At 60.9% G+C, this 20,701-nt stretch carries 14 protein-coding genes; 7 read left to right on the forward strand and 7 right to left on the reverse strand.

Translation table 11 applies throughout. The features are described from left to right. Positions 1-6: 6 nt before the first annotated feature. A complete protein-coding gene (gene rho / locus KF757_05385; GenBank protein MBX3322404.1) occupies positions 7-1,224 on the reverse strand; it encodes a transcription termination factor Rho in 1,218 nt (405 codons plus the stop codon). 199 nt (positions 1,225-1,423) lie between these two features. Here rho and ptsP point away from each other — a divergent pair, with 199 nt between their 5' ends. The 3 genes from ptsP to dxr all read left to right on the forward strand — a co-directional run bounded on the left by ptsP (position 1,424) and on the right by dxr (position 7,101). Continuing rightward, positions 1,424-3,190, forward strand: coding sequence for a phosphoenolpyruvate--protein phosphotransferase (gene ptsP / locus KF757_05390; protein MBX3322405.1), 1,767 nt, complete (start codon positions 1,424-1,426; stop codon positions 3,188-3,190). A gap of 276 nt (positions 3,191-3,466) precedes the next feature. Continuing rightward, positions 3,467-5,890, forward strand: coding sequence for an Rne/Rng family ribonuclease (locus KF757_05395; GenBank protein MBX3322406.1), 2,424 nt, complete (start codon positions 3,467-3,469; stop codon positions 5,888-5,890). Next, the gene (gene dxr, locus KF757_05400; protein ID MBX3322407.1) at positions 5,890-7,101 is read left to right on the forward strand and encodes a 1-deoxy-D-xylulose-5-phosphate reductoisomerase; all 1,212 of its coding nucleotides are present in this window, start codon (positions 5,890-5,892) and stop codon (positions 7,099-7,101) included. The genes KF757_05395 and dxr overlap by 1 nt, the downstream gene beginning before the upstream one ends. A gap of 92 nt (positions 7,102-7,193) precedes the next feature. On the opposite strand, the gene KF757_05405 is transcribed toward dxr, so the two are convergent. The 3 genes from KF757_05405 to KF757_05415 form a co-directional block, all read right to left on the reverse strand. After that, complete coding sequence (locus tag KF757_05405) at positions 7,194-10,298, reverse strand: zinc-dependent metalloprotease (protein MBX3322408.1); 3,105 nt, start codon at positions 10,296-10,298, stop codon at positions 7,194-7,196. A 118-nt stretch (positions 10,299-10,416) separates the two neighbouring features. Further along, the gene (locus KF757_05410) at positions 10,417-11,379 is read right to left on the reverse strand and encodes a UbiA prenyltransferase family protein (GenBank protein MBX3322409.1); all 963 of its coding nucleotides are present in this window, start codon (positions 11,377-11,379) and stop codon (positions 10,417-10,419) included. After that, entirely contained in the window at positions 11,376-12,119 is a 744-nt protein-coding gene (locus tag KF757_05415; protein MBX3322410.1) for a methyltransferase domain-containing protein, read from the reverse strand. The genes KF757_05410 and KF757_05415 overlap by 4 nt, the downstream gene beginning before the upstream one ends. A 48-nt stretch (positions 12,120-12,167) precedes the next feature. On the opposite strand from KF757_05415, the gene KF757_05420 reads away from it, so the two are divergent. The 4 genes from KF757_05420 to KF757_05435 all read left to right on the forward strand — a co-directional run bounded on the left by KF757_05420 (position 12,168) and on the right by KF757_05435 (position 16,774). After that, on the forward strand, positions 12,168-13,580 hold the full coding sequence (locus KF757_05420; GenBank protein MBX3322411.1) for a hypothetical protein: 1,413 nt from the start codon (positions 12,168-12,170) through the stop codon (positions 13,578-13,580). A gap of 36 nt (positions 13,581-13,616) precedes the next feature. Continuing rightward, positions 13,617-14,681, forward strand: coding sequence for a GDP-mannose 4,6-dehydratase (gmd, locus tag KF757_05425; GenBank protein MBX3322412.1), 1,065 nt, complete (start codon positions 13,617-13,619; stop codon positions 14,679-14,681). A 92-nt stretch (positions 14,682-14,773) separates the two neighbouring features. Further along, positions 14,774-15,640: a sulfotransferase gene (locus KF757_05430; protein ID MBX3322413.1), complete on the forward strand. Its 867-nt coding sequence runs from the start codon at positions 14,774-14,776 to the stop codon at positions 15,638-15,640. 267 nt (positions 15,641-15,907) lie between these two features. After that, positions 15,908-16,774 carry a hypothetical protein gene (locus tag KF757_05435; protein MBX3322414.1) on the forward strand — a complete coding sequence of 289 codons (867 nt, stop codon included), beginning with the start codon at positions 15,908-15,910 and terminating at the stop codon, positions 16,772-16,774. Positions 16,775-16,779: 5 nt separating this feature from the next. Here KF757_05435 and KF757_05440 read toward each other — a convergent pair whose 3' ends face one another. From KF757_05440 to KF757_05450, 3 genes are all read right to left on the reverse strand, one after another. Continuing rightward, positions 16,780-17,784 carry a sulfotransferase gene (locus KF757_05440; protein MBX3322415.1) on the reverse strand — a complete coding sequence of 335 codons (1,005 nt, stop codon included), beginning with the start codon at positions 17,782-17,784 and terminating at the stop codon, positions 16,780-16,782. Between the two features lie 32 nt (positions 17,785-17,816). Then, positions 17,817-19,463, reverse strand: a complete 1,647-nt coding sequence (locus KF757_05445) for an oligosaccharide flippase family protein (protein ID MBX3322416.1) — start codon at positions 19,461-19,463, stop codon at positions 17,817-17,819. Between the two features lie 80 nt (positions 19,464-19,543). Beyond that, on the reverse strand, positions 19,544-20,680 hold the full coding sequence (locus KF757_05450; protein MBX3322417.1) for an endonuclease/exonuclease/phosphatase family protein: 1,137 nt from the start codon (positions 20,678-20,680) through the stop codon (positions 19,544-19,546). Positions 20,681-20,701 lie beyond the last annotated feature (21 nt).

Consider the following 20,701-nt stretch of genomic DNA (forward strand, 5'->3'; position numbering starts at 1 on the left):
GGGTGCTCAGCGAGCCGAATCGGACGTCGCGCCCACGAGCTGGGCATTGGTCTCGAAACGCTGGAGCGCGGCGAGCAATTGTTCAATCTGCTGCGGCGGAGGCATGCTGAGCATGCGCCGGCGCAGGGCGGTGATCGTCTTGAGTGTCTTCTCGTCGAGCAGCAGATCTTCCTTGCGCGTGCCGCTCGCTGCCAGGTCGATAGCTGGGAAAAGTCTCTTCTCAGCCACGCGGCGATCGAGGATCAACTCCATGTTTCCGGTGCCCTTGAACTCCTCGAAGATGACCTGATCGCCCTGGCTGCCGGTGTCGACAAGGCAACTGGCGATGATCGTCAGGCTTCCGGCTTCTTCAGTGTTGCGAGCGGCGCCGAAGATCTGCTTGGGAACTTCGAGGGCTTTGGAGTCGATTCCGCCGGTCATCGTCCGGCCGCTGGAAGAGTGCTTGCGGCTTCGATTGAACGCCCGCCCGAGTCGAGTCAGCGAATCGAGGAACACAACGACATGACGTCCACACTCGACCATGCGCTTGCAGCGTTCGATCGTCAGGAGCGAGATCTGTATATGCCGTTCGACGTCGTGATCGTTGCTCGACGCGATGACGGTGACGCGGTGAGGCTCCCATGGGTGATCCCAGACGCCATCACGGTTGGGACGAGTGAAGGCCCGCTTGAAGTCTGTGACTTCTTCAGGTCTTTCATCGATCAGAAGCATGAAGACATCGACATCCTTGTGGTTCATGAGAACAGATGTCGCCAGGTCTTTGAGAAGGGTCGTTTTGCCGGCCTTGGGCGGGCTGACGATCATCGCCCGCTGGCCTCGCCCGATGGGGCAGAACAGGTCGATGAGGCGGCACGCTGGTGGGCAGCCGGGGTACTCGAGCGTCAGCCGAGGCTGCGGATCGACCGAAGTCAGCGTCTCGAAAGGCTTGGAAGTCTTGAAACGTTCTGGATCCATCCCTTCGATCTGAAGAAATGTTTCAACGACCGGGCGAGCGGTGCGCACCTGACCATTGGGGCGTCCTCGGCGACGGCGTCGGGGTTTGCGATCGACGACCTCGACCGTGACCTCCAGCCCGTTGCGCAGCGGCAACTCATCTCCGAAGGAGATTGGGACGAACGGGTCGTCGGCCTTTTCCATAAGTGTTAAGTCCTCGGCGAGTTGGCGTACGCGCCCTTCAGCGCGAGAAGGCCATTCGAGGATCCCGGTGAGGGTCTTCGTTGACATAACTCAGTTTCACAAGCCTCGGGCGGGAAGACAGAACCACGTCGTGCCTCAGCACCGCCAGCCGGGGGGGAGGTCTTCTCCTCTCCTGCCTTGATTCCCGGCGACTGCATTTGAGCACATCTATCGCCCGTTGTCAAGCACCGAGTCTGATCGCGTTGAATCCTGCGTCTCGCTACCATGTCGCCGGAATACGCCATTCATGAAGATTCTCAAAGGCATCAAGGTCTCCAGCGGCATCGCCATCGGGCGGGCATTTGTCATTGACGACGTGCAATTGCCTCGCATTCCGAAGCGATCGGTCCGTCCGGAGCGGGTTCAGGCCGAGCTCGACCGCTTCGAGCGGGCTCGACTGGATGCCATTGCCGAACTCGATCAGGTCCACAATGAGGCCTTGGTGGACATGGGGCAGGATTCGGCAAAGATTTTTCTTTTCCACCGCGGCATGCTCGAGGACCCTGCACTTCTCGGACCAATACGGGCCATGATTCAAGACGAGCGGGTCTCGCCCGAATACGCTGCGGCCCAGACTTTCCGCGCGTGGATGAAGCGATTTGCTGAGAAAGACGACTCGGCCTTTCGAACCAAGATCAACGACCTTCACGACATCTCTCACCGCCTGATCGGGTGCCTGATTGGCAAACGCCTGACCACGTCCGAGGAACTTCCTGACGACAACACCATCATCGTCGCCAGCGAACTGACTCCGAGTCAGACAGTTGCCTTCGACCGCTCACGCATCATCGGCATGGTGACGGAACTGGGTGGCCAGACAAGCCACACCGCGATTGTCGCGCGTGCTCTGGGCCTCCCGGCGGTGGTCGGATGTGCCAATCTGCGTTCTCTCGTCTCGGACGGCATGCCGCTGATTATCGACGGCGCGCGCGGGCGGGTCATCATCGAGCCGGATGACGAAACCATCGAGCAGTATCAGGGATATATCAAACAGTCGCGCGAGTTTGATCGCTCGCTCGAAGAACTCGCACCAAAGTCGGCTACCACCTCCGACGGCGTGGAAATCGAACTGCTCGGCAACATCGAGTTCCCCGAAGAAGCCTCAACCGTGGTCGAGCGCGGTGGGGCTGGCATCGGGCTCTATCGCACCGAATTTCTCTACCTCACAGGCGATCACGAACCAAGCGAGGATGAGCAGTTTGAGGCCTACAAGACCTGCATCGACCGCCTTGCGGGTCGCCCGCTGACCATCCGCACGCTCGACCTCGGAGCCGACAAGTACACCCAGCTCAGGGCAGAGACACCCGAACGCAATCCGTTCCTGGGCCTGCGCTCGATCCGTTATTGCCTGGCCCACCTGCCCATGTTCAGGACCCAGTTGCGTGCTTTGCTGCGAGCCTCAGCTCACGGGCCCCTCAAAATCATGCTCCCGCTCGTGACATCGATCCATGAGTTTCGGCAGACACGCTACCTGATTCGGGATGCGATGGAGGATCTGGACGATCTTGGGCTGCCGTATGACCGGAATGTACGGGTCGGGATCATGGTGGAAGTCCCTTCGGCGGTGCTTCTGGCCGATGTTTTTGCGCGGGAAGTGGACTTTTTCTCCATCGGCACCAACGACCTGGTGCAGTACGCTCTGGCGGTGGACCGAACAAATGAACGGGTCGCGTCAATGTATCAGCCCGCCCATCCGGCGGTTCTGAGGCTGATTCGCATGGTTGTCAAGTCGGCCCGGCGCAAGAACCTTCCCGTTTCATGTTGCGGCGAGGCGGCGTCCGATCTGGAGTATGTCCCTTTGTTGTTGGGCCTCGGCGTGCGTACGCTCTCTGTGAACGCGTCGAGTATCCCGGTCGTCAAACGACTGATCCGAAGCGTGTCGATGGCTCAGTGCGAGCGGATTGCCAAAAAAGCGATCACGTTCGATTCGGAACTCGAATCCGCAGCGTTCCTGCGAACGAGAGTCAGAAAAATAGTTCCCGAGGCGTTCGAAGGGCGTGCCGGAGAAGAGTGAGCCAGGGTCGCGCGTCGCGTGGGCTGGCCGCATCGGGAGAAGAAATCACATCGGGCGTGGCAGTGCCTCAATGGTGCCGCCATGCTCGATTCGGGGATCGCGCTTCTGGCGTGATCGACATCACGCGACGGACGGCTCGGCAATGCGATGATTCGCAGACGCCGACAAGAGCGCATCGGGCCCAAACTTGCCCCAGCGCATTGCAACCGGCCGTCGCTGCTGGCCAACCCCGAATCGACGCATCAACCGCCCCAAGGACGGGATGGACCCCCTTTCATGCCACATGGCAAAATGTTGATCAACTACGTTCCGGGCGAAGAGTGCCGGGTCGCGATCGTCGAAAACGGACAACTCGAGGAATACCACGCCGAGCCGACCAACGCCGTCAGCCGCGTCGGGAACATTTACCTCGGCAAGGTGACCAACGTTGAAGCGGGAATTCAGGCCGCGTTTATCGACTTCGGAGTCGAGGACGCCGGGTTCCTGCATGTGTCTGATCTTCACCCGCAGTACTTTCCGGGCGAGGACGAAGACACGACCGAGCGCGTGGGCAAGAAGACTCCGCGTCGCAGCCGCCCACCGATGCAGCAGGCGCTCAAACGCGGGCAGGAGATCATCGTTCAAGTGCTCAAGGAAGGCATCGGGACCAAAGGCCCGACGCTGACCAGTTACCTGTCGATTCCCGGGCGATTCCTTGTGATGATGCCGCAGATGGACCGCGTGGGCGTGAGCCGCAAGGTCGAGGATGAAGAACAGCGCGCCGAAATGCGACAGATCCTCGACACACTGGACCTGCCCGAAGGGTTCGGGTTCATTCTGCGCACCGCTGGGTTTAACCGCACCAAGGTCGAACTCAAACGCGACCTGGCGTACCTGCTGCGCCTGTGGAAGGACATGGAGCACCGCCGGGCATCTGGCAAGGGGGCCAAACTGCTCTATTCTGAGAGCGATCTTCTGGTGCGCAGCCTGCGCGATCTGCTGAGCCAGGACATCGACGAAGTCATCATCGATCATGAGATGGCGCTCCGGCGTGCAGCCCGGTTCATGAAGATCGTCGCCCCACGTTCGCAGGCCAAACTGCGCCACTACAAAGGGCAGACGCCGCTGTACCACTCCTTCGGCGTCACCGAACAGATTCGACAGATCCACTCGCGCGATGTGCCGCTCCCGTCGGGCGGTCGTCTGGTCATCGATGAAACCGAAGCCCTCGTCGCCATCGACGTCAACAGCGGCAAGATGCGATCGGCCCGCGATGCCGAAACCAATGCGTATCAGGTCAATCTCGAAGCGGTCGATGTGATCTGCCGTCAACTGCGGCTGCGTGACCTGGGCGGACTCGTCATCAACGATCTGATCGACATGCGCAGCCCGCAGCACCGCAAGGATATCGAGAACCGATTCAAGGAACGACTCAAGAAGGATCGCGCGCGAACAACGATCCTCCCGATCTCGGCCTTCGGCATTCTCGAAATGACACGGCAGCGGATGCGAGGCAGCCATGAGTCGGTGCATTTCTCCGGGTGTCCTTCGTGCCGAGGCAGAGGCGTCGTGCAAAAGCCCGACAGCGTCGCAGCCGATGCCTTGCAGGATCTGGCAGCCTTGCTCGATCACGATAAGGTCGCCAAGGTCGAGATGGTCGTCAACCCGCGCGTCGCCGCCGCCCTGCTCAGCACCCGGCGGGCAGCACTGACACGCATCGAGCACCTCAGCGGCAAGCATGTCGAAGTACGCATCAGCGACGCCATCGGCTCGGATCGCGTGACGTTCTACGCCTACGACGCAGGCGGGGCCGACGTCGATCTCGAAAAACTCCCAAAGAAGAGCAAGAAACCCGAACTCACGGACTGGGCGGTCGAAGGTTCGCGCGACGACGAGAGCGGCTGGGCTGTGGACCTTCGCGCCGAAGCCGAGGAGATTGCCGAACAGACCGCTGAAGCCTTCGCCGAAGTTCAGGCTTCAATCGAGGAGCGCCAGCATGACCTGAGCCTGCCGGTGGCCGATCTCGACGACGATGACGATCACGAGCCGATTGAAACGGGCTCGCCGGAGGCTCGCAAGAAGAAACGTCGCAGGCGTCGGCGCAGGCGCGGCGATGGTGAGGGAGACAACAGTCGTACACCAGAAACACAACACTCTGCGGAGAGCAAGCCCGAATCCCAGGATGCGGACACTGGCCCTGAACAGACAGGCGATCCGGATGAATCGCATGCGGCGAGCTCGGATGGATCAACCGGCCTGACGCGCAAGAAGCGTCGACGTCGACGCCGTAAGTCTGGAGCATCATCGCTGGTGTCGCCCGCCGAGCAACCCGCCGAAACCGCGCCAGTGAGTGATCCTTCAACGCCCGAAGCCGGCGAGCACGAGAGCGAGCATGAATTCGATCAGCCTCGCAAGAAAAAACGCCGACGTCGTCGTGGCGGCTCGCGTGCCGGTGCCGACGCGCCTGCTGCAGATGCTCCTGCGTCAGCTCCAGAGACGGCTCCCCACGCGAGCGCGAGCGACAATCACGCTCCGCCCAACATATCGACCCGCAAGAAGCGTCCGCCGCGGTCCCGCGACTCGGGGACGCCGAAAGCGACTGGCACCGCATCTCCCGCACCCGAACCCGCTGCTTCCGAACCCAAGCCCCGCCGCTCGCTCTATTCGGCCGCACGACGCAAGCTCGCCCCCAGCGAGAAGGCCCGACTCGGCGAAGAGTAATGACACGCGTTATGCACACAAGTTCGAGCGCGCCAACCCGCCTCATCGTGCTCGGCTCGACGGGTTCAGTCGGCGTGCAGACACTTGACACCGTCGCACATCTCAATGCTGTGGCGGGACCCGACAGCCCGCGTTTTGAAATCGTCGGCCTCGCCAGCGCGTCGAAGCGCGACATGCTCGCTGAGCAGGCGCGAATCTGGAGTGTCAGGCACACAGCCCTCTTCCGAGGCGAACCAGGCGATGCGTCGTTCGTCGGGGAAAACGCCGCCGATGAACTCGTGCGCAGCATTGACTGCGACATGGTCGTGCAGGCCATCACGGGCGCAGCCGGCGTGCGATCGACACTCACCGCCATCGAACTCGGGCGCGATGTGGCTCTGGCCAACAAGGAATCGCTTGTTGTGGCCGGGGCGCTCGTGGTGCCACGTGCGCTCGAGCGCTCGGTCCGCATACTTCCTGTCGATAGCGAGCACGCAGCTCTCTGGCAGTGTCTCGAGTGTGTGTCGCCCGGGCAAAGTCCGCCATTCTCGGTGCCCGCAACGGTTGCTCGGGCGGTCCTGACGGCTTCGGGTGGGCCATTCCGCACCTGGCCTCTCGAACGCATGGCCAACGCGACTCCAGAAGACGCCTTGGCGCACCCAACCTGGAACATGGGTCGCAAGATCACGATCGACTGCGCCACCATGATGAACAAGGCCTTCGAGATTGTCGAAGCGCACTGGCTCTTCGGCCTCGAACCCTCACGCCTGGGCGTTGTTGTGCATCCACAATCAATCATCCACGCGATGACGGAACTTATCGATGGCTCGACCATCGCGCAGCTCGGATCGCCCGACATGCGCACGCCAATTCAACAAGCCCTGACCGCTCCTCGCAGGCTCGTCGGCTCGGCGCCGCGACTCTCACTCGAAACCCTCGGCTCACTGACCTTCGAAGCGCCAGACCTTGCACGGTATCCAGCCCTGGCGCTCGCGCCTCGCATCATCGAGCTCGGCGGGACAGCCGGAGCGATCGTCAATGCTGCCAGCGAAGCCGCTGTCGAAGCGTTCCTGGACCATCGCCTTCCGTTCCTGCGCATTGCCCAACTCGCGTCAGAAGCCCTCGACGCCATCGGCATCAGCGCGATCCGCTCGCTCGAGGATGTGCTGGTGGCCGACAGCGAAGCACGCCGCTTTGTCGCGCTCACGATTCCCACACTTTCAAAAGCCTGACCCGCACCATTGCCGCGCACATGAAAACGGGCGACCCCTCGCAGGGCCGCCCGTCGAAATCAATTTTCATGTACAACCAGGATCACTTCGCATTACCGCGAGCCATACACGAACTGTGCATCGAGCGCCTTTTCGATCCGCACCCGAATCTCTTCGAGGTGAGCCCTCGAGTACGCGTCGATGTTGGCCGGGTTCGCACTCACCGCCTTGTCAACACGCGACTTGAGGTCCCGCAGCGAACTCATCGCCAGAGTCGAGACTGCTCGCGAAGCCGGATTAACCGACATGCTCGACGGCGTCGAAAGGTCGATGAGTCTCTGCACATGCTCGCGCTGCAACCCGCGCCGAAGGCTCGAAATCATCGGGCTGCGCTCCGTCGTCTTCGTCGTCGGTGCCTTGGCGATCTCGCCCCACGCTGCCTCGGTGATCGTCGAGAGCAACTCGGCCAGCGTCATCGCGTCCTGGTCCGAAGGCACGAAGAACTCGTTGTCATAGACACGCCGCAGCGTCTGCGGATTCATCAGCATCGTCAGGACCGATGCCTGCACCGACGAAACGCGATCGTGCACGTCGAAAGTCGGATCTGTAAAGATCGAACTCATCCCAGCCTCGTCGTACCACTTGTCGATCGTCATGTGCTTGAGCAGATCCGGCGACAAGCCATAGACCTCGTCGTGGAAACTGTTTTTTATGACAAAGTCCAGCGCCTCACGCTGCCTCGCCGCAGGAACAACATCGATCGGCGCACGTCCGTTCGGGTCGCCCTTCTTGTCGCGATACACATGCGCACCGCCCACCCAGTTGGCCATCATCGAGATGGCCTGAACCTGCTGCCCGAGTGTGATCTGATAGCCATAGCGCGTCCGCGACCAGCTCTGCCCGTCCTTGACAAACTCGGTCAGCAACTTTTCGCGGTGATGCCGCACGAGCGCCATCTGGTTGTTGGCATAATCGAGCGGATTGGCAGACAGGTCATAACGGCGCGCCAGCGGATCCGGGCCCCATGTGTCTTCGTCGGTTCCATACTGGAGCAGCGGATCGGATGCACGCCCCAGAATCTTGGTGGTGTCTCCGAATCCATACCCGAACTCGATCGCCCACTTGTCATATGGCCCGATGTCGATGACAGCATAGTCGCCCTGAGCGTCACCAAACCCCGGCATGCGGATGTTTACCGGGTTGTAATCCATCACGGTTGTCGAGAAGGGCTCGTTGCCCTTCATGTCAGTACTGTTGATCTGCGACAGCTGATACGCCGACGAACCCTTGAAGTTGTGCCTCAGACCCAGGCAGTGACCCACTTCGTGCGCCACCAACTCGGCAAGCGACGGGCCGACAAACTCCTCGGGCACGCCGTCAATCAGTTCCTTCTTCTCCGGAGCCTTCCTCGGCTTGGGCTCCTCTTCGGCCTTGGGCTCGTCATCCTTCGGCTCGTCGTCAGACTCAGGCTGCACACCCTTGGCAATCGCGATAGCCACCGCGTCGCGCTTGTCGGCAGGCATCATGGCCAGCAACTCCGGATGCTGCTTGAGCATCTCGAGCATCTCTGCAGGAATCTCGGTCTGCTCTTCAGGTGCCGGAGTTTCGTCGTCAGGCAGGCCGAACATCAGATGCATGCGCAGCGAGGCGAGGCTCAGTGCCTTGCCATGTGCAGCTTCGCAACACCCGCTGACCTGACTCACCCGCCCGACAAGCCCGTCGAACGGATTGGACCCGAGCATCATCCCATCGACCGCATCGAGCGGATTGTTGACAAAGTGCCCTGTCGTTTGGCCGTTATTGTGCGCGATGAGCATGCGCTCCCGATCCATCGGATCCGCCAGACGCACACGCGGATCCCACGTCGGATTGCTCTCGAGCCATTCGAGCGTCTGAGGACTCATGCCCTCGGTCGCCAGTTTCGGCATCAGGTCGTTCCACTGATACGTGAACACGCGGATCCACCCGTCGGTCAGCACCACGTCCGCATCCAGAATCTCGCCGGTCATCGGATTGACGCGGCTCGGCCCGATCGCGGTCGAAACGTCATTGCTCAACCAGCGAATGAAGTTGTAGCGAACGTCCTCGGGATCCTTCTCCATGTGCGAGCCCGAAGCCTTGTCCTGAAAGCGGACTTCAAGAGCGTTGACAATCCCGATCTGCTCGAACGCCTTGTTCCAGTACTCGATACCCTCGCGGACGTAGCGACGATACCGAATCGGCACCGTGTGCTCGACATACCACACGATCGGCTGCTTCGGCGGACTCATCTTGAGCTTCGGATCCGCCTTTTCAAGATGCCAGCGATTGATGTAACGCACGTTCACATCGTCGCGGTCGAACTTGCCAAGATCGCGGTAACTCGTCGTGAAATACCCGACGCGCTCGTCGGCGCGGCGAGGCTGATATCCGCGCGAGCCCTCCATCAGGCTGATCGAGTAATGCAGCGTCTTGATCGTGCCATCACCCACCGGCACCTTGTAGGCAATCTCGATGTTCTTCGGAAACGCCTTGGCTGACGCGATCTCGGCCAATGCCACGCGCGCCCCCGCGGCGCTGCGCCCGAAAAACGACGACGCATTGCCCAGCAGAAGATTGTTCAGATCGATCACCGGCTGCCCGCTCGGACCTGTCGACACCACCGGCACGTCAAGAATCACACGGTCGGTAAAGATCATGTTGACCGAGTCGCGGCTTTCCGCATCGCCCGTTGATCGCACCGAAATCTGCGGCGAAATGAGCGCCAGACGATTGCCGATGCGCTTCCAGTAGCAGTACAGGTCGCCAGCCTGCAACCCCGCAAAGATCTCGCCACCGGCTACCGTCATGGCGAAGAAGTGCTTCTGACTCTCGAACCCTCGCGGCATCTCCACAAGAATGCGGTTGTCCCTGTTGTTCCGCCAGACCTGATAGAAACTTCCCGGGTCGGTCGTGGACACGACGCGCTCGAAGCCATCCGAAACATCCTTCCATGCCGGGAGATCGCCTGCGCGTGCGCCCCCACCTCCCCCGCGTGCAGCCATGGCTGCCATCGCGCCAATATCGACCTGCGAGATGGTTTCGTCGGATTGCTCCGATCCCGATCCGGTTTGCGCGTCCTGCAACACACGGGCAGACTCGTCCTGTGCCGAAGCCCAGGTCAACGCGCCCAGCCCGACCACCGCGCCGACCAGGCCCACCAGCACCCGAGGCGTCACACTCCCGATCCTTTTACTCATTTCCATCGCATCGTCTCCTTGATGGTTCACTGCGCCCACTCATTGCCCCGTCGCGTCCTGCAGTGCTCGCGCTACTGGCAGCCTGCGTTTATCCTAACCGGAACTCCGTGTTTCGTGTTCAGCCCGATTCAAAAACTCCACCAAAAGCCTTCAAAAGCATCAACGTCAGCGTCAGGGCTGCAAAAAGCCCGCCCGCAAAGGCAAATGCCCAGTCGTGCACCGCGATTTCCGTCGGATCGTCGTATTCCCCCGCTTCTAGAAGCGTGATGCACCGGATCAGCCCATACGTCGCCGGCAGGACCGTGATCCAGAGCAGATTGAACCCGAGGTGGTACGCCTGATCGCGCTCCTGTACATACCCCGCATAGGTGATGAGGGTTGCGACTGCGGTCACCACCACCACCATCCGAAGCATTTCATCGGAATACGCCAGTTGCACTGTTCGAGCCCGCCCGGCAGCCTCGGCCGATCCCATTGTCCGCCGTTCACCAAGACGTTTTCCGAACGCCAGAAACATACTGAGGAAAAACGTGACATTGAGCAGCCATGTGCTGGGCCCGATCCCCACAGCCGCGCACCCCGCGAGCACCCTGAACACAAACCCGAGCGAAAGACTCATGACATCCACGATTGCAAACCGCTTCAGACCGGCGGAATACACCAGAACGTTGAGCACATGGGCTGCGAGCAGGATCCCAACCCACGCCGCTGCGGGCATCGGGAGCAGCGGAATCAGTGCGCCCGCTACAACAAACAAACCAATCCCGTACGCCTTGGCAAGCCCCGGCTTGACCGCTCCGCTGGCAATCGGACGCCCGCGCTTGCGCGGATGCTCCCGGTCGCGCTCGGCATCAGCCAGGTCGTTGAATACATAACACCCGCTCGAAGCAAGCGAAAACGCCAGCGCAGTCACCAGCGTCACCCAGACTAAGTGCTCCAAAGCCGACCCTTCGACCGGGCGGTCCTGATACGCATAAAAAGGCCCGACGACAACAAACGCGCTCTTGAGCCACTGCTGCGGGCGCGCAAGGCGGATCAACTCCACCCACAGAGGCCGCGAACGCGTTGCTTCCCCGCTCACGCCTGCACCCCAACCGAGACTTCATGTTCCCGTGCCGATGCACCTGATTGAGGCACCTGAGACACGGTCATAAATTGCAGTCCACGCCCAAAAATGAAATTCACCACAGGTGGGTACAAGCGCATTCCATCCCATCGTTCATGAGCCACAAGTCCGTGCTTGTCAAGTGTTTGCGTCCACTGCTCGGGCGTGTTGTAGCGGAACAGGCACGGCACGCCATACGGCGCATTGGCAGCCCAGTCCATGAAGGAGATGCGCGACTGCGCACAAAATCCCCTGATCTGGTGGTCTTTGATGATGACGAGCCGCCGCGACACGCGAACACACTCGGCGATCAGGCGATCAGGCTCCGGCTCGTGGTGGAGAACATCTGCAACAATGACCACGTCGTAGGTTCCATCTGCGAAAGGCATGGTGACGCCGTCGTATCCATGCACGGGGATAGGCTCCCCGCCTCGGACGACCCGTTCGAGCCCTTCGACCTTGACGCCTGATGGCGAACCGGGTGCCTTCATGAGGGCATGCCCGAGAGTTCCGATGCCACAGCCGACATCCAGCACTTTATCCCCCTGTTTGAGGTGCGGAAGAATGGCAGCGACGAGATGACGGAGCCGGGACTCATACACCGGGCGGTGCATCGCCGACATGAGTGAACCAAGTGGACCGGGCAATCCCATCGAGTGCTGCTCCGCAAACAAGCCGGTGAATGAACGAATGTAGTCTAGAGTCTCGCTTCCCATCGGCCGACCGGCGACTTGGAGTACAGGATCGGGACGAGTGAACGCAGAATGGCCCAAAGAACTTCCCGTGCAGGTCTGATCGCTCTGGTCGTTGTGGCGTTGTTCTACGCCGCTGCGCTGCCGGTTGTTTTCTCCAACAACATTGCCGAGGGTCGAGCAGCAGCCGATCACCTCAACTACCACGAACCGGTGGTGCATGCATTCACTGAGGAATGGCCCCGTCCGGACTTCTCCAACTATCACTCTGCCACCACCCCGTTGTACCACCTGATTCTGGCGGGGGCGAGAGTCACTTTCGACCCTTCGCGTCGTGGGTTGATGCTTCTGGCAAGTGCTTTCACCGCCGGGCTGCTGGCGCTGCTCGTGCTGGCCCTCCCGGGGACCAACCCCCAGCGCCTGACGCTGGCACTCCCGATTGTGGGATCGATGTATGTCCTGTTCCCCGGCATCTGGCTCCTGCCCGACAACGCAGCATGGCTGGGCGTGCTCGGCATCATCGTGCTGGCACTGCGCGCTCGGCGACTGGCAACGCTCTGCATCGCCGGAAGCGTAATGCTCCTGGCTCTTGTGCTCACGAGACAGATTCACCTGTGGGCAGCCGGTGTGCTCTGGGCTGCGGCATGGCTCGGATCGAGCGAGGTGGAATCAGATTCGGACAGTCCGGCTGCGCCACTTCCGAGCCCCATCACGCTCGTGCGTGAACTTTTCACATGCATTCCCGCACGCTTCGTTCGGCTCGTCTGCGTTGTACTTGCGACTCTCCCGGCCACGCTTGCGCTCGTGTATTTCCTGCGCCTGTGGGACGGACTGATCGTGCCGCGCTATCAGAGCGTGTATCACGGCTGGAACCCGGCGACACCCGCGTTCTTTCTTGCCATCATCGGAAGTTTCGCTCCGTTCTACGCTGCCTATGCCTGGACCGGCTTCAAGCGATTGGCCGCGAGCCGCGTGCTGCTTGGTGTCCTGGTGGTTGCAGCGATATGTCTGGTGATAATTCCGACTACGACTTATGACGTCGATGCAGGCCGCAAGAGCGGACTATGGAATCTGGTCAAGATGGTCCCGACGATCGCGGGGCACACCTCGCCGGTGCTTTTGGTCCTTGCGCCGGTGGGCATGGTTCTGCTGGCCGGGTTGCTGTCGCAGGTGCCGCGGCGAGCAGGATGGATTTTTCTTGGCGCGATGGTCGGTTTCGTCGCGGCACAGACCTTCAGCCCGGAACTTTGGCAGCGGTACCACGAACCGTTCATCCTGATCATGCTCGCGCTGCTTTGTGCCCACTCCCGACACGGCAGCGACTCGCAGGTGCTCAACGTTGCGCGCATCCTTGGCCCCGTGCTGCTGGCGGTCGCCCTGGGCGTCCTCAGCGCCTACACCATACTGACCGATACACCGGCCGCGTCGCTGCGTTCAGGCGATTTCGAGCGTTCTGTCGAGTTCGAGCCTTTACCAGTCCGATGACCAGAGTGCGTAGCCACGCCGACGCGAGATCCTCCTATGCCCGACGCCCAACACCCTCGAGCACTCATCACCGGGATCACCGGGCAGGATGGGTCGTATCTGGCCGAGTTCCTGCTGAGCAAGAACTATGAGGTGCACGGAGTGATCCGTCGTTCGAGTTCCTTCAACACCGAGCGCATCGATCACATCTATCAGGATCCGCACGAGCGCGGCGCCCGACTGAAACTGCATTACGGCGATCTGGCGGACGCGACGAGTCTCGATCGTATTGTGCAGGAAGTTGAGCCGCACGAAGTCTACAACCTCGGGGCGCAGTCGCATGTGCGCGTGAGTTTTGATCTGCCGATCTACACGTCAGATATTGTCGCGAGCGGGGCGGTGAGGCTGCTTGAAGCGGTGCGCAGATATCAGGAACGCGCCCCGCACCGGGTACGGTATTACCAGGCGAGTTCGAGTGAACAGTTCGGCCGCGTTGTGGAATCGCCACAGTGCGAGACGACACCATTCCGCCCGCGTTCGCCTTACGCGTGCGCCAAGGTGATGGCCCATCACGCGACGGTGAACTATCGCGAGGGATTCGGACTGCACGCGTCATGCGGCATTCTGTTCAACCACGAGAGCCCCAGGCGCGGCGAAACGTTCGTCACACGCAAAATCACACGCGCCGTCGGGCGCATCCGCATGGGATTGCAGGACAAACTTTTTTTGGGCAACCTTGATGCACGGCGCGACTGGGGCTTTGCGGGCGACTATGTGCAGATGATGTGGCGCATGCTCCAGCAGGACGCGCCCGATGACTATGTCATCGCCACCGGACACACATTGAGCGTGCGCGAGTTCGCCGAGATGTGCTTTGACTACGCCGGGCTCAAGTTTGATCAACATATCGAGTTCGACCCGCGTTACCTGCGCCCGGCAGAGGTGGACCTGCTGCATGGCGATGCGAGCAAGGCGGCGGATCGGCTCGGATGGCATGCCACGACAGACCTCGAAACTCTGATGCGCCTGATGGTCGAGAATGACCTTGAACTGGCACGGCGCGAGAAGACCCTGCGCGACGCTGGCCACGACCTGCCTGACTTCACTGGACATGACCAGTAGGGTTGAGAGCGGACGCAGACGCGAGCTTGCCCGGGTTAAACCGAACCTTCCAGCACTGGATGCCGATACAGTTGGGCATCGGAGGTGATTTCATGACCGAGACCGCGACCGACCGGCAGCCGGCGACAGCGCCAACTGCCCCCGGACAACTCCCGACCTTTATCCACATTGGCGGCCAGCGCTGTGGGACAACATGGGTTCACAAATGTCTGGCAGAACACCCGCAGGTGTTCATGGCCGACCCGAAGGAACTGCACTTCTTCAATCGGCACTTTGAAGAAGGCCAAGCGTGGTATCGGGCGAAATTCACCCCCAGCGAGCACCACAAGGCCTGGGGCGAGGCCACACCGGCGTACCTCAATCGTGAAGAAGTGCCTCAGCGCATCAAGGACATGTGTCCGCAAGCGCGGCTCATCGCATGCCTGCGCAATCCCGTCGATCGCGCATTCTCAGCCTACAACCTCAAACGCAACGGACGGTTGGCATACGACACCTTCGAGGAAGCACTCGAGAAGGAACCCGACATCATGGAGCGGGGGCACTATGCCGATCAGCTCCGCCGATACTACGACTTGTTCCCGCGCGAGCAGATCCTTGTGCAGTTGTATGACGACCTTGTGCACCACGAGAAGCGGTTCATTCGCGAGATCTACGCGCACATTGGTGTCGATGCAGACTTCAAGCCGAGTTGGCTGGGCAAAACCGATAACGCCGTAATCCTGCCTCGAGCGCAGGATCGGCTCAAGTCGCTCGGGCTGGGCTGGGCGATTCGCACCGTTCGCGACAGCCCGCTCGGCAACTCGATCCGCAGGTGGAACCGCTCGCAGAAGAAGAAAAAAGCCGGCCAGTACAAGGACATGAAGCCTGAGACCAAACGCATGCTGCTTGACCACTTTGCCAAGCCCAATGAGGAATTGAGCCGGATGCTCGGCGTTGATCTTTCGCACTGGAACGCTTGACTTGGTGCCACCGCGATGCAGAAACTTCTCATCAAGTACGCCGCATCATTCCGATGAACATGCTGAACATGTCAAACTTCGCAGTCAAACACGCCAAATCGAAACGCTTCTCCACCTCCCGGGAGTTGGCGCGCGTGTTGCATCGACGAAGTTGACCCAACTTTTTTGATGAACCGTTCAAGCCAGCGCTCCGGGCACCCGCCGGAGCGTTGTCGTTTTTGCCCTCATCATCACACACCAGATCACTTCAACATAGGGATTCAAACCATGCCTGTTACAACTCGTCTGAACGCCACCATTGCTCCGATCGCTGAATGTGTCCTCCCGCTGCCCGAGCCGGATGGCTCGAGCCGGGTGATTGATGGAGAGATTTTTGCCCGAGGTGTGCGCGTTGGTGCACTGGTCAATCGCGTCAGTTACATTGACATGATCTTCTTCCAACTCCAGGGGCGCTACCCGACGCAGGCCGAGGCACGCATGACCGAAGCGTACCTGGTTTCGCTGTGCGAACACGGCGTGACGTCGCCCTCGACCCACGGCGCCCGCGTGGCTGCCAGCGTGCGAGCGCCCTTTGCTGCCAGTGCGATCAGCTTTATCGCGGGCGCGATGGGTCCATATCACTTTGGTGCCCTCGAGCAGGCCATGCTCGAGCTCAAGTGCCTCGTCCAGACTCAGGCCGATCTGGAAGCGTTCGTCAGCCAGCGCATCGCGACCCGTGAGCGCATCTGGGGATTTGGACATCGCTTTCACAAGTCAAGCGATGGTTCGGGCAATGAACCCAGTGCAATCGAGCGCTTTGCTGAGCGCGCCGACCCGCGTGTTCGCGCCCTGACGGCCCTGGCGGATGAACTCGATTGGCGCGGGGCGCACCTATCCCTCGCACGCGAACTCGGCCGAATCCTCTACGAGCGCAAGCGCGTCCCGATCAACATCGACGGCATCGCTGCGGGAATTCTGCTCGACATGAATTTTGAGCCAGACTGCGCAATGCTGTTCGTCATCCTCGGTCGCCTCCCGAACATCGCTCGGCTTCACCTCGAAGAACGAGACCACACGCCCAACCGATTTGTTGCCCTTGCAACCAACGACGACCCGGGGTTCACACGAACGACAGACCGCGACCAGCGTGCCTGAAGCCGTCAACTCGCCTCGGGCTGCTGGTGAAACACGGGCTTGCCATGCTCGGCTTCCTGATCGAGCATGCCTTGTCGACGGCGATCGCCGCGAAGACGCCGCCACGCAACAGCGGGTGCCTGAATCGCGCACCCGATGAGACCCAGAAGCGGATTCTTGCGTTCGAGCGTGTATCCCATTTCTTCCATCAGCGGGCCGCAGATGTGTTCGATGACTGCAATGTTCATCGCGCTCATCTTCTGCTTGTAGCGACCGATGCGCGATGATGTGACCTTGTCGAGCGTGCGCAGCTTGTGTGCCTCGTACGACGAAAAGCCTTTCTTCTCGCGTCCGCCCGGATCGAGCATGTCCTCAACATATGGAACATCGAGAAAGGCTGACAATGGCTTGATGACGGCTTGAGGATCCGTGACAAGATCCTCGTACCGCACAGCGGTATACCGGTCCGCAGGAATCAAACGCTGGCAATCGCGATGCATCTCCAGATCTCGCTTCCAGCGCACTGCGGCCTGGAGGGCATGCCGCCCGAAGGCTTCGCGCTGGCTTACGGCCGAATCGCGCGGATCGCGCATGATGTGAATGATGCGCGCCTCAGGAATCATCGCAACGATCTCGAGTACCCATTCGCAGTGGTTGGGCGTCTTTTCTCCAACCACCGACGCCCCGTCGACCGCACCGATCGCCGTCAACCAGATGCGAAAGAGCCTCGCATATGTCCGCTCTCCAGTCTCGCAGAGCCGGTCGAACAAAGCAGAATCCATGTCAATATCCGAGTGCTTGCACCGGGCCTTGATGGCGTTGCACGCCTGCTCCCATCCCTTGTCCGTGCGGATGTCGGCCATGCGATGACGACGCTTGTAGGTGATATGCACATAGTGCAGTTCCGGCGGCATTGTCACGCCCGGCGCTCGCATCAGCATCGTCTGCAACAGCGTCGTGCCCGATCGCGGCGAACCAACCACGAAAAAATATCTTGGTTCTGCAAACGTGTTTTCACTTGCAAGCGTCATGCTTCGATTCACCCCGTTCGCTCAAATACCTCTCACGACTCTTCATCACGCATTGCTTCTGTCGCCGCAACAGCCTCGCTCTGACTGGCCGCAGCCGTGGCCCTACGACCCGGCGCGGGCAGCCTCAGAATCTTTCGCACCATACGCCGAGTGCGCGCAGGAGCAACTTCCACCGTCTCCGCGAGCGATCGCTTGGCAAACACACGGAGCCCGATCACCGCCAAAACACTGAACGTCACGCCTCGCAGCATGACTTCGAGCGACAGATCAACCCAGCGTACATGCCCAATGCTGATCGGCCCCACAAGATGGGCCAGGATCAGCGTCAGCCCTCCGGCCGCACACACCACCAGCCACGCGGGCGTCACGGCAAGCAGCGACTGCTTCCACGGCACGCCGCAGCGCGCCATGCCCCACAAGCATGTCGGCGTCACGCCCACGAGAAAGTACACGCCGATGATCAGCGACAATTGCTCGGCGTGATTAAACAGCAGACCCGCTATGGCCGCCGCACCCATCATGCCAACGCCTTGCAGAAGCGTAAGCCAGAACCATTCCTTGAAGCGCCCGCGCGACATTTGCGCCGAGTTGAGCACGCTGGTGAGCAGTCGCATCGGGAAGAACGCCGCCATCCACATCACCGCGCCGACCGATTCAGCCCACTTCCCGTCCCACAGCAGCGATTCCAGCGGCGACATCACACACGCAAGCCCCAGGCCAAAGACGCTCCCGACAAGCATCATCACGCGTGTGGCGCGCAACACCGCCTGAACGTAACGCATCGGCTCGTGTACGAGTTTGGTCAGCGCCGGAAACAGCACCGCCTGAAGATTCACAGCCACAAGCACATTGATCTGCACCGCAATCTGAAAGGCGAACACATACTGCCCCACGGCACCAGTCGAAAGCCATTGACGCGCCTTGAGGAGCCCGAACACGAAGTAATCGCCCTGTCGCAGTGTCGCCATGGCGAGTGTCCCCAGCACAATCCACTTGGCCTTGCTCCAGAGCGCAGGCCACAGCCTCAAGCGCGGCGACCTGCGCCACGGGCTGTCTCGCGTCGCCCAGTAGCCATACGCTCCTTCGAAGATCGACATGGCCACGAGTGGCAACGTAAAACTCAGCGCTCCAAACCCGAGCATCGCGAACAGGATCATCGACGCATAGCGCACGACCGCGCCGTAGGTATTCATCGCTGCAAGCTGACGAAACTGAAGATCCACCGCCATCTTGGCGCGGTACACCCCCATCGCGGTCGTCAAAGGGATCGACACCGCTGTCGCGAGCAGCACCCCTGCCAACTCCGGCTCGTCATACAACCACGCCAGTGGAAACGCAGCCGCACCGAGCAGCACCCCTGCCACCATGTTGAACGAACCCGAGAACCAGTACATCGGCCCCGACAACCCCGCATAGCGGTGTGCCTGCTTCTGAATCAGGATGCGGCGCATACCACCATCGCGCAAAACCTGCGCGAATGCCGACAAGCCCATTGCCATCCCGTACACGCCGTAGTCATCTTCCGACAGCAGATGTCCAAGGACGATGGTCGAGGCGAAACTCAGAATTTTGACGATGAGCGTCGCCGAAGCCATCCACGACATGCCGCGTCCGACTTTTCCCCCGAGGGCTTCAGACTTCTGCCGCGCGGGTTTTGGTGGGGTCACAGTCCCTGACATGCACGTCCGATTCTTCCAAGGCGGGCCGACAGTCTACGAAGCCAGACCGAGGGCCGTTCGCCCTGATATCGGGCATTGCATTACTCCGCCTTCAGATCAACCACAATCATGCGGTGCATGCCCATGCGCGGATCGACGACGCGATGCCGCGTCACCGTCCAACCAGCCCCCGCAAAGAGCAGGTCAATCGACCATCCGGGCCACGTTCGGTTCCAAGTCGTTGCCGGACCCCACCCACGTGATGCGTGGCTTTCCGCACGTTTCCCGACCAGCGTCCGAAGCGATGCGCTCGCCCTGGGAATGTTGAAATCGCCCACAATCACACCCGGTTCGGGGAAACCGTCTGCCCCGATTGCTGGTTCCCACTGGCCCAGGCTTGTCAGTCGAAACTCCGGACCCCGCCACTCCATTACTGCCCTAGCAGCCTCTGCCGCCACCTCCTGTCGCCACAGGGAAGCGTGCGAAGGCAGGTCCACAATCCACACCACCACCGGATTGTCGCTCAGCCCGGTGATTTCGACGAACATCACCACGCCTCGATGCGACTCGTCATCCACGCCTCGCATCTGAAATGTCACACTCCCCCAGCGCACGATCTGGCCACGCGTCGCCACCGCGATTTCATGACGGAACAGGAACCGGGTCGGGCCAACCACCAGAGAATCCGGACGTTCCGACGCCTCAGGATCAGGCTCGCTCCCGAGCGTGCCCAGCCCCGCGAGCAGTCGCCCGCGAAGTCCGTCGAGCCTCGGGTTGGCAATGATCGCAACGTCGGGCTCCTGAGCCAGCACCAGCTCAACCGCGCCGTTGAGTTCACGTCCCACCGTCATGTTCCAGTACAGCACCCGAAGATCGCCCGCTCTCTGTGGCATCACCGCCCGATGGATGTGCCACGCGCCAACCAACATCCAGCCAGAAAGCACCAGCAGGGCCAGCGTCATGAGCGAACGCAACTGAAACCCGCCCAGCCTCAGGCTCAGACGCTCCAAGGCCCACGACACAACCACCAGCACCCAGCACACGCCAATGACCCAGTGCGTGGGCATCCACCAGAGGTACTGCGTCGAGTGATGTTCATCCGTCCAGTATTGCCCGCACCCCCACGCTGCGAGCAGCACTGCCGCGAGCGCAGTCAACACCCTGGCCACCATTGGAAGGCCCTTGCGACGCAGCGACGCTATTGCACCCCTTGAACGTGATTCCGAAGGACGTTCCATCCCTTCACCCTACGAGCACCA

It is taken from the genome of Phycisphaeraceae bacterium (assembly GCA_019636795.1).
Taxonomy (GTDB): Bacteria; Planctomycetota; Phycisphaerae; order Phycisphaerales; family UBA1924; genus JAHBWW01.